The following is an 8,182-nucleotide window of genomic DNA, read 5'->3' as shown; positions in this document are numbered from 1 at the left end:
ATCTCTCACGACAGCGGCGCCCTGAAGGGACGCCGGATGATCGCCCGGGGGGCGACGGGATTTACGGCAGGCTTTATTTCAGGCCGCGCTCGTTGCCTCCTTGCATAATCCGATCCTGAAGGCCGCAGCACTGCGTCTGCGCGAGAAGGGAAAGCCACATAAAGTCATAATCATCGCCAGACGGCTCGTGACCATAGCGAACGCCATACTCAAATCGCGACAGAGATGGGCCGCTTAGTGAGATGCCAGACACAGTTTCTAGTGAGGGACGATAGGAATGAAGTCCCGAAATCGGAGCGCGCATCAGCTGGGGTCAGGTAGCGGGGCCTGTACCGAGAGGCGCGACCAAAAAATTCATCACATTCGGATGAATTTCAATACCCCTCCCCGCATATCTGCGGATTAACTACTTGAATTACAATTTAAAATGACTCTCAAACACCCGCTGCCACGCTGTTGCCTTTCGCTATGACCGCTGCGCGCTTCGTGCTCTGCACTCGCCCGGCGCCTTTTTGTATCGCACCTTCGCCTCGTGCAGATACATTGTGCTGCCGGGCTTTCACATAGCCAACCGGGGCTGCGCGCAGGAGTTGTTGAAGTGCCACCAGATCCTCTGAGGCTATGCAGCGTCTTAATGCCTCCAGGAGCCGCGCCAGCGTTTCTGCGGTGACGGGCGGTTCCGAGCTGCTGAGGATGCGCGGGTGGCACGTCCGGAGTGCATTATCCGAAAGGAGCAATTCTTCATGCAGCTTCTCGCCCTGCCGCAGACTGCTGAACTGCACGGCGATACTGCCCTGAGGCAAAAGCACAGGCGACCCCGCGCTGCCGCAGATCACCGGCCTCAGACCAGAGAGCCGGATCATCCGCTCAGCCAGATCAACGATTTTCACCGGCTCACCCATATCGAGCAAAAACACCTCCCCCCCCCGCGCCATGGCTCCCGCCTGAATGACCAGCTGCGCGGCTTCCGGGATCGTCATGAAGTAGCGCGTCACGTCAGGGTGGGTCACGGTCACCGGGCCACCCGCCGCGATCTGGCGGCGAAAGAGGGGCACCACCGAACCCGACGAGGCCAGCACATTGCCAAATCGCACCATCGAGACCCGCATCCCCTGCGCACCCGCCGCTTCAGCCTGACAGATCAGCTCTGCAATCCGCTTGGTGGCGCCCATGATACTCCCGGGGCGTACGGCTTTATCAGAGGAAATCAGGATAAATTTCTTCACCCCTGCGCCGGAAGCCGCCCTCACACAGGACAGAGTACCGAAGACATTATTTCTGATTGCCGGAAAAGGGTTTAGCTCTACCAGGGGCACATGCTTATAGGCGGCGGTGTGATACACCGTCGCCACACCGCGGCTGCGCATCTGCTTTTCAAGCGAGTCGCGGTCGCAGACCGACATCAGGCACTCAGAGATCCGCACGCCCGGCCCGTCACTCTGCACGTGGCGGCGCAATGCCTGTCCGGCCGCGTAAAGCGCATATTCGGAGTGGTCGAGAATGATTAACTCACTCGGGCGCTGGTGCAGGATCTGCCGGCAAAGCTCCGACCCGATTGAGCCGCCCCCGCCCGTGACCATCACCACCCTGCCGGTGATATCAGCGCCCATCAACGCGCGGTCAGGCGGGACGACATCCCTGCCAAGAAGATCCTCAACCGGTACCTCAGTCACCTCGCCGGGCCGATGCAGGCCACGCAGGATCTGATCCATATCCGGAAGTGTCTGAACGTGGACCGGCAGATGATCAAGCCGACGCAGGATCTGTGCACGCTGCCGCGCCGTGGCCGAGGGCACCGCCAGCAAAATCCGCCCGGCCTGATAATCGTGAATAAGCGCGGGCAGATCTTGGGAGCAAAACACCCGCAAACCATTCAGCGTGGCGCCCCAGAGTTCGGGGCTGTCGTCAACGAAAGCGACCGGGTTGAAATCGGCGCCGTCGCGCAGTGACTGCGCGGTCTGCCGACCGGACTGCCCTGCCCCGTAAATGATGACCCGGATCCGCGCGCGGCTGTGACTGCGCAGATAGAGCGCCCGAAAGGCAAAACGGATGCCCCCCACGGTCAGAAAAGCAATCAGCGCATAGAGAATCGGGACTGTCAGCGGAACCGCCAGGTGCAGCGAGGCGACCGCGCCCGCCATAGTCAGACAGCTGAGCAGGACACCGGCCGTGATCGTCAGCACCGCGCGCGTCCCGACATAGCGGATCACGGCGCGGTAGAAGCCCAGACGGATAAAGGCAAAAAGCGAGACCGGAAGGGCAACGGCAAAGGCCATCCAGGCCCCCGGCAACGCGGCAGCCATCAGATCCCCCGAACGAAGCGCGAGCGCCGCCGCATAGCTGAATATCAGCAGAGCCGTGTCAGCCAGCACCTGCAACGCCCGCTTGCTGCCCCTTGAAAGTGACAACAGAGAATTAAGCGCGGCATTGATCACCGCTCAGCCTGCCCATGATACCGCAAATCCCGTCCACCACCTAAGCATACGATCAAAAGTCTGTTTGACGGTATGCCCGGAGTCTTAAATTAAGGTTAAGCGCGGAGTTCACTCGCAAAAGTTGAATTGGTGGACCAACCGACCAAAAAATAACCTTCTGGGTCAGGGCTTTGTCAGGTGACCTTCGGATGTGGATCTGTTCCGGCTGCGAAATCCACAACCGAAACGATAGTAGATTTTCCGCGCTACGATGGCATCATGCCGCGTGCGGGGCGAGAAGCAGGAAAAGAAGACCTCGCCGGACACACATCTGGCATTCCAGGCGAAAGCTGGGCCCGCCGCAATCCGGGGGCGAAAATGCCGCTCGGGCCTGCCCGAGGTCTCGCTGTTCATCTGAACCAAATCAAGCAGTTGCGTGACCGGTAGCCTGAAGGGTTATTCCGTATAGCCGGGAGCGCCCCTGGGATGGACCATGAGTCGGGAAATGATTTGACGGCTCTCTATGGCGGCAAGCGGGAAGCGGCTGCTCGGTGCCGACAGCGTGATCATCAAAAGGCGTGTCGCCCTGATGACACCGGGAGCTGAGGATCCCCATCTTCACGCAGGTCCCCGCTGCCGGAGGGAGAGATTATGACCCGAAAACCCGGATCAATCGGGGCCCCGGCCCGGGACGGAACCTTTCATAAAGAAAAGCCGCTGTCCGACAGCTTTCTGACCCTGGCAGACCAACTCAGCAATAAGCCCCGCCAGGGGCGGGGCTTTCAGTGTTAATTGGTGGCGTCTTTATAGACGCCCTGCTCTTTCAGAGCATCCATAACCTCTTTGGGCATATAGGTTTCATCGTGCTTGGCGAGGATCTCGCTGGCGATAAAGACCCCGTCCACCAGTTTCCCGGTGCCCACCATGCCCTGGTTTTCCGAGAAAAGATCCGGCAGCACGCCGGTGAATTCAGCCGGCACACTCGCGCCGCCATCGGTCACCACAAAACGCACCGTGGCCCCCTGCCCGCGCTGAATGCTCCCCTCTTCGACCAGACCGCCGATGCGGAAGGTCTCGGTGGCAGGCGGCGGCTCAGCCACAACCTGCGAGGGCGAACGGAAGAAGTTGATCCCGTCGCGCATGGCATAGCCAATGAGCGCGGTCGACAGGACCAGCGCCACAGCGGCAACGACGATAATCTGAATACGGCGGCGTTTTTTCAGCGTTTTCATATCTTACGGAAAGACCGGGGCCAGCATCAGGCCGGTGGTCTCTTCAATACCCAGCATCAGGTTGGCATTCTGCAGTGCCTGACCCGACGAGCCTTTCGTCAGGTTATCCAGCACCGCCACGATGGTCGCACGGCCCGGCACGCGGTCGCCGGAGACGCCAATATGGCAGAAATTTGAGCCCCGCACATCCCGGGTTGACGGGAGTGCGCCAAAAGGAAGCACCTGCAGGAAGGTTTCACCCTTATAGGCCTCAGCCAGGGTCTGATGGATCACTGCCGGATCGCCATCGACATAGACGGTCATCAGGATGCCGCGGTTAAAGGGCATCAGATGCGGCGTGAACTGCACATGGACCGGACGACCCGCGAGTTTTGAGAACTCCTGGTCAAACTCGCCAAGGTGACGATGCTTGCCACCCGCCGAATAGCTGTGAGTGCCCTCTGAGAGTTCCGCATGCAGCAGGTTCTCTTTCAGCGAGCGGCCCGCGCCCGACACACCGGCCTTCAGATCCAGCACGATGCGGTCGAGATCAATCACCCCCGCCGAGATCAGCGGACGCAGCGCATATTGCCCGGTCGCCGCATTGCAGCCGGTGCCTGCCACGAGGCGCGCATTGCGGATCTCATCGCGGTAAAACTCGGTCAGGCCATAGACGGCTTCGGGCTGCAGCTCGGGGGCAAAATGGGGCTGGCCGTACCATTTCTCATAATCCGCCACATCGCGCAGACGGAAGTCCGCCGACAGATCGACGATCTTCAGATCCTTCGGCAGCGCCGCGATGACCTTTTGCGTGGTGGCATGCGGCAGCGCGCAAAAGGCCAGATCGACCTGCGAGAAATCGATCTCCTCGATCTTCACCAGCTTCGGCAGCGTCAGGTGGCGCAGAAAGGGAAAGACCTCTGCCATATCCTGCCCGGCCTTGCGGTCGGCTGACAGCGCCACGATTTCCATCTCCGGATGGGTGGCGATCAGGCGGACAAGCTCGGCTCCGGTATAGCCCGAGGCTCCGAGGATGGCGATACGGTGGGTCATGGCGCAGCTCCCTGTTTTCGGGGGCGTTTTTCGCCCCAATCGGGGCACCTTGCAAGCCTTAACTTCAAGGCGGGCGGGCCGCTCGCGCCATGGTGAGAGCGGCCCGGAGGCGGGGATTAAAGCGCGGGCGCTTCAACCCCGAGTTTTGCGCAAAGCTCGCTCAGACGCGCAAGCGTAATCGCATCCCAATTGGCGCGGCGCGCGGCGAAAAGCTCGGCCTGGGATTTCAGCACCAGGCCGTCTGAGAGGATTTTCAGATGGTTCGCCCGCAGAGTATCGCCCGAAGAGGTGATATCCGCCACGGCCTCTGCGGTCATATTGCGGATCGTGCCTTCCGTCGCGCCCTGGCTGTCGACGAGGCGGTATTCCGCAACACCCGCGCTTTGCAAAAACTCGCGCACGAGGCGGTGGTATTTGGTGGCGATCCGCAGGCGATGCCCATGGGCTGCGCGGAACTGCGCCGCCACGGCATCCAGATCATCGAGCGTATCCACGTCGATCCAGGCATTCGGCACCGCGATGATCAGATCGGCAAAACCAAAGCCCAGGGGGGCGACTTCCGCCACCCGGGTTTCCCAGCCGCCCAGCTTTTCGCGGATGAGATCGGTCCCGGTCACGCCCAGATGGATGCGGCCCGCCGACAATTCGCGCGGGATTTCCCCCGCCGAGAGCAGCACCAGATGCACGCCGCCGATGCCGCTGACATGGCCGGAATATTCCCGGTCATCGCCCGAGCGCGCCATGGTTACGCCGCGCGCGCCAAACCACTCAAAGGTCTTTTCCATCAGCCGCCCCTTGGACGGCACCCCGATACGAAGGCTCATACCCGGGCCTCCTTCAGCTGCGCCAGCAGGCCCGGACGGATGATGCCGCCGACTGCCGGAATTTCACGGCCCTGCCCCAGAACCCGGGTCAGCGCGTCATAGCGCCCGCCATTGGCGACCGGGGGCAGACCCTCCTGATCGGCCATGAAGGAAAAGACGAAGCCGTCGTAATATTCCATCGTGGTGCGGCCATGGCTGGCCTCAAAGCCCAGACGATCGACATTGATGCCATGCTCGGACAGCGCCTCAAGCCGCGCCTCCATCAGCGCGATGGCCGGACGGATTGAGGAAAGCTCAGTGCCGATGTCTTCAAGCCGCTTCAGCGCCTCGGGGGCCGCGCCCTCAACGCGCAGCAGATCATCGAGCAGATCGGCCTCACGCGTGGGGATATGGCGGGTGCCTGCATCTTCCAGCAGGGCTACGGCGCGGGCCTCAACCTCTGCCGGGCTGCGCTGGCCGATGAAGGTGCCAGCGTCCGCCATCAGATCGGCGGCGGAGCCGGTGGCCAGCTTTTCCAGCAGCTTCACCCGCGCCGGAGCGACCGGAGCCGCGCCCGAGAAGCGGTCCAGCAGCGCCCGAAAGCGTTTCGGGCGCCAGACATGACGGCGCAGCGCCGCCTTGCGGGTCTCAGAGGTGCTGAGGCCATTGACCGCCGCCAGCAGCAGGCCAATATCCCCGATCACCGCGCGCAGTTTCAGCGGCACCAGAAGCTGCGAGAACATCGCAAAGACTTCGGCATCCGACTCGGCGGGGTTCTCGCGGGCGAAAACCTCATAGCCGGTCTGCAGATATTCCCGCGCCCGACCCTCATCGCGGTCCTGACGGCGGAAAACCTCGCCGGAATAGCAGTAGCGCGCAGGCTCGGCGCCATGGGCCATATGCATCTGCACCACCGGGACGGTGAAATCCGGGCGCAGCATCATCTCACCCAGGAGAGGATCCTGGGTGACATAGGCGCGGCCGCGAATGTCCTCGCCGTAAAGATCGAGCAGCGTATCGGCGGGCAGCAGGGTATCTGCCTCAACCGGCAGGGCCCCCGCCGCCTCAAAAGCGGCTTTCAGGCGGGCGGCTTCACGCCGGGCGGCGGGGGAAATCGGCATGAGTTACCCCTCAGCCAGCATCTGACGCACGGTGGCGACCAGATCGCCCCGCGCCACTTCGCGCTGTGCGGGACGGTCTTTCCATTCCTCCAGCGTGGCGTTTTCGGCGATCTTTGCACCCAGCACCAGGTCTTTCAGCACGACGACACCGCGCGCCGCCTCATCCGAGCCTTGGATCACCGCGATGGGCGACTGGCGTTTATCCGCATATTTCAACTGGTTGCCGAATTGCTTGGGGTTGCCGAGATAGACTTCCGCCCGGATGCCCGCATTGCGCAGATCGGCGGCCATGGCGAAATAATCCGACATCCGGTCGCGGTCCATCACGGTCACCACAACCGGCCCCGCAGCCTCTGCCCCCATGCGGCCCTTGGCGCGCAGAGCTGCCAGCAGGCGGTCCACACCGATCGAGACGCCGGTTGCAGGCACCGCCTGACCGGTGAAGCGCTTCACCAGATCATCATAGCGACCACCCCCCGAGACCGAGCCGAACTGGCGCTTATTGCCCTTCTCATCCAGGATCTCAAAGGTGAGCTCCGCTTCAAAGACCGGGCCGGTGTAATAGCCAAGGCCGCGCACCACGCCGGGGTCGAGCTCAATGCGGTCGGCGCCAAACCCTTGGGCATCCAGCAGCGTGGCGATGGTCTCCAGCTCATTGACGCCTTCCGCGCCAAGCACCGAATTGCCCACCAGTTCGCGCAGACGCGCCACGGTGGCAGCCCCCGAAGCGCGTTTGGCGGAGACAAAGCCCATAACCACTTCCGCCTGTTCCGCCGAGAGGCCCGCACCCTTGGTGAAATCCCCCGAGTCGTCTTTACGACCCTCGCCCAGCAGCAGACGCACGCCCGCATCGCCCAGACGGTCGATCTTATCGATGGCGCGCAGCACGATGCCGCGCTCGGTCTCAAATTTCGCCGGATCGGTGGGGTCGAGAACGCCCGCGACTTCCATGACGCCGTTCAACACCTTGCGGTTGTTGACCTTGACGACATAATCGCCGCGCGGAATACCCACACGCTCCAGCGCATTGGCGAGCATGGCGCAGATTTCCGCATCCGCCGCCACTGAGGGCGCACCGACGGTATCGGCATCACACTGATAGAACTGACGGAAACGGCCCGGCCCCGGCTTTTCATTGCGCCAGACCGGCCCCATGGCATAGCGCCGGTAGGGCGAGGCCAGATCATTGCGGTATTGCGCCGCAACCCGCGCCAGGGGGGCTGTCAGGTCATAGCGCAGTGCCAGCCAGTCTTTTTCCTCTTCCTGCCAGGCGAAGACACCCTCATTGGGGCGGTCCACATCGGGCAGGAATTTGCCAAGCGCCTCAACGGTTTCCACCGCCGAAGTCTCCAGGGCTTCAAAACCATGAAGATGATACACCTCGGCAATGGCATCGAGCATGGCTTTGCGTTCGGTCACTTCCGCGCCGAAATAGTCGCGAAACCCTTTCGGGGTCTCAGCGCGCGGGCGTCGGGGTGCTTTTTCCCTGGTCATCTTCTGGCCTCATCTGCCTTCGTGTCTGGCTGCACGGGCTTAGCGGATGCTTGCTTCTGGGGCAAGCGCAAGGGGGCGGGCCGCGA

Annotated in this window: 6 protein-coding genes; all 6 read right to left on the bottom strand. The window is 62.2% G+C overall.

Translation table 11 applies throughout. The annotated features are described in order from the left end of the window. Window positions 1–434: 434 nt before the first annotated feature. Window positions 435–2,372 (bottom strand): nucleoside-diphosphate sugar epimerase/dehydratase, encoded by a 1,938-nt coding sequence (locus EG244_RS17965; RefSeq protein ID WP_124966551.1) that lies wholly within the window; start codon window positions 2,370–2,372, stop codon window positions 435–437. A gap of 830 nt (window positions 2,373–3,202) precedes the next feature. Next, window positions 3,203–3,646, bottom strand: coding sequence for a cytochrome c maturation protein CcmE (gene ccmE / locus EG244_RS17960; RefSeq protein ID WP_124966550.1), 444 nt, complete (start codon window positions 3,644–3,646; stop codon window positions 3,203–3,205). Window positions 3,647–3,649: 3 nt separating this feature from the next. Next, a complete protein-coding gene (gene argC, locus EG244_RS17955) occupies window positions 3,650–4,678 on the bottom strand; it encodes an N-acetyl-gamma-glutamyl-phosphate reductase (protein WP_124966549.1) in 1,029 nt (342 codons plus the stop codon). 116 nt (window positions 4,679–4,794) lie between these two features. Further along, entirely contained in the window at window positions 4,795–5,502 is a 708-nt protein-coding gene (hisG, locus tag EG244_RS17950) for an ATP phosphoribosyltransferase (RefSeq protein WP_124966548.1), read from the bottom strand. Beyond that, on the bottom strand, window positions 5,499–6,602 hold the full coding sequence (locus EG244_RS17945; RefSeq protein WP_124966547.1) for an ATP phosphoribosyltransferase regulatory subunit: 1,104 nt from the start codon (window positions 6,600–6,602) through the stop codon (window positions 5,499–5,501). The genes hisG and EG244_RS17945 overlap by 4 nt, the downstream gene beginning before the upstream one ends. Before the next feature lie 3 nt (window positions 6,603–6,605). After that, the gene (gene hisS / locus EG244_RS17940) at window positions 6,606–8,096 is read right to left on the bottom strand and encodes a histidine--tRNA ligase (RefSeq protein WP_124966546.1); all 1,491 of its coding nucleotides are present in this window, start codon (window positions 8,094–8,096) and stop codon (window positions 6,606–6,608) included. Window positions 8,097–8,182: the final 86 nt, after the last annotated feature.

It is taken from the genome of Falsigemmobacter faecalis (genome assembly GCF_003863335.1).
Lineage (GTDB): Bacteria > Pseudomonadota > Alphaproteobacteria > Rhodobacterales > Rhodobacteraceae > Wagnerdoeblera > Wagnerdoeblera faecalis.
This window is presented reverse-complemented; position numbering and strand designations above follow the sequence as displayed.

Bases quoted from the DNA above. Each gene is read 5' to 3' on its own strand.
- ccmE (WP_124966550.1), bottom strand. From the start codon at position 3,646: ATGAAAACGCTGAAAAAACGCCGCCGTATTCAGATTATCGTCGTTGCC.
- argC (WP_124966549.1), bottom strand. From the start codon at position 4,678: ATGACCCACCGTATCGCCATCCTCGGAGCCTCGGGCTATACCGGAGCC.
- hisG (WP_124966548.1), bottom strand. From the start codon at position 5,502: ATGAGCCTTCGTATCGGGGTGCCGTCCAAGGGGCGGCTGATGGAAAAG.
- EG244_RS17945 (WP_124966547.1), bottom strand. From the start codon at position 6,602: ATGCCGATTTCCCCCGCCGCCCGGCGTGAAGCCGCCCGCCTGAAAGCC.
- hisS (WP_124966546.1), bottom strand. From the start codon at position 8,096: ATGACCAGGGAAAAAGCACCCCGACGCCCGCGCGCTGAGACCCCGAAA.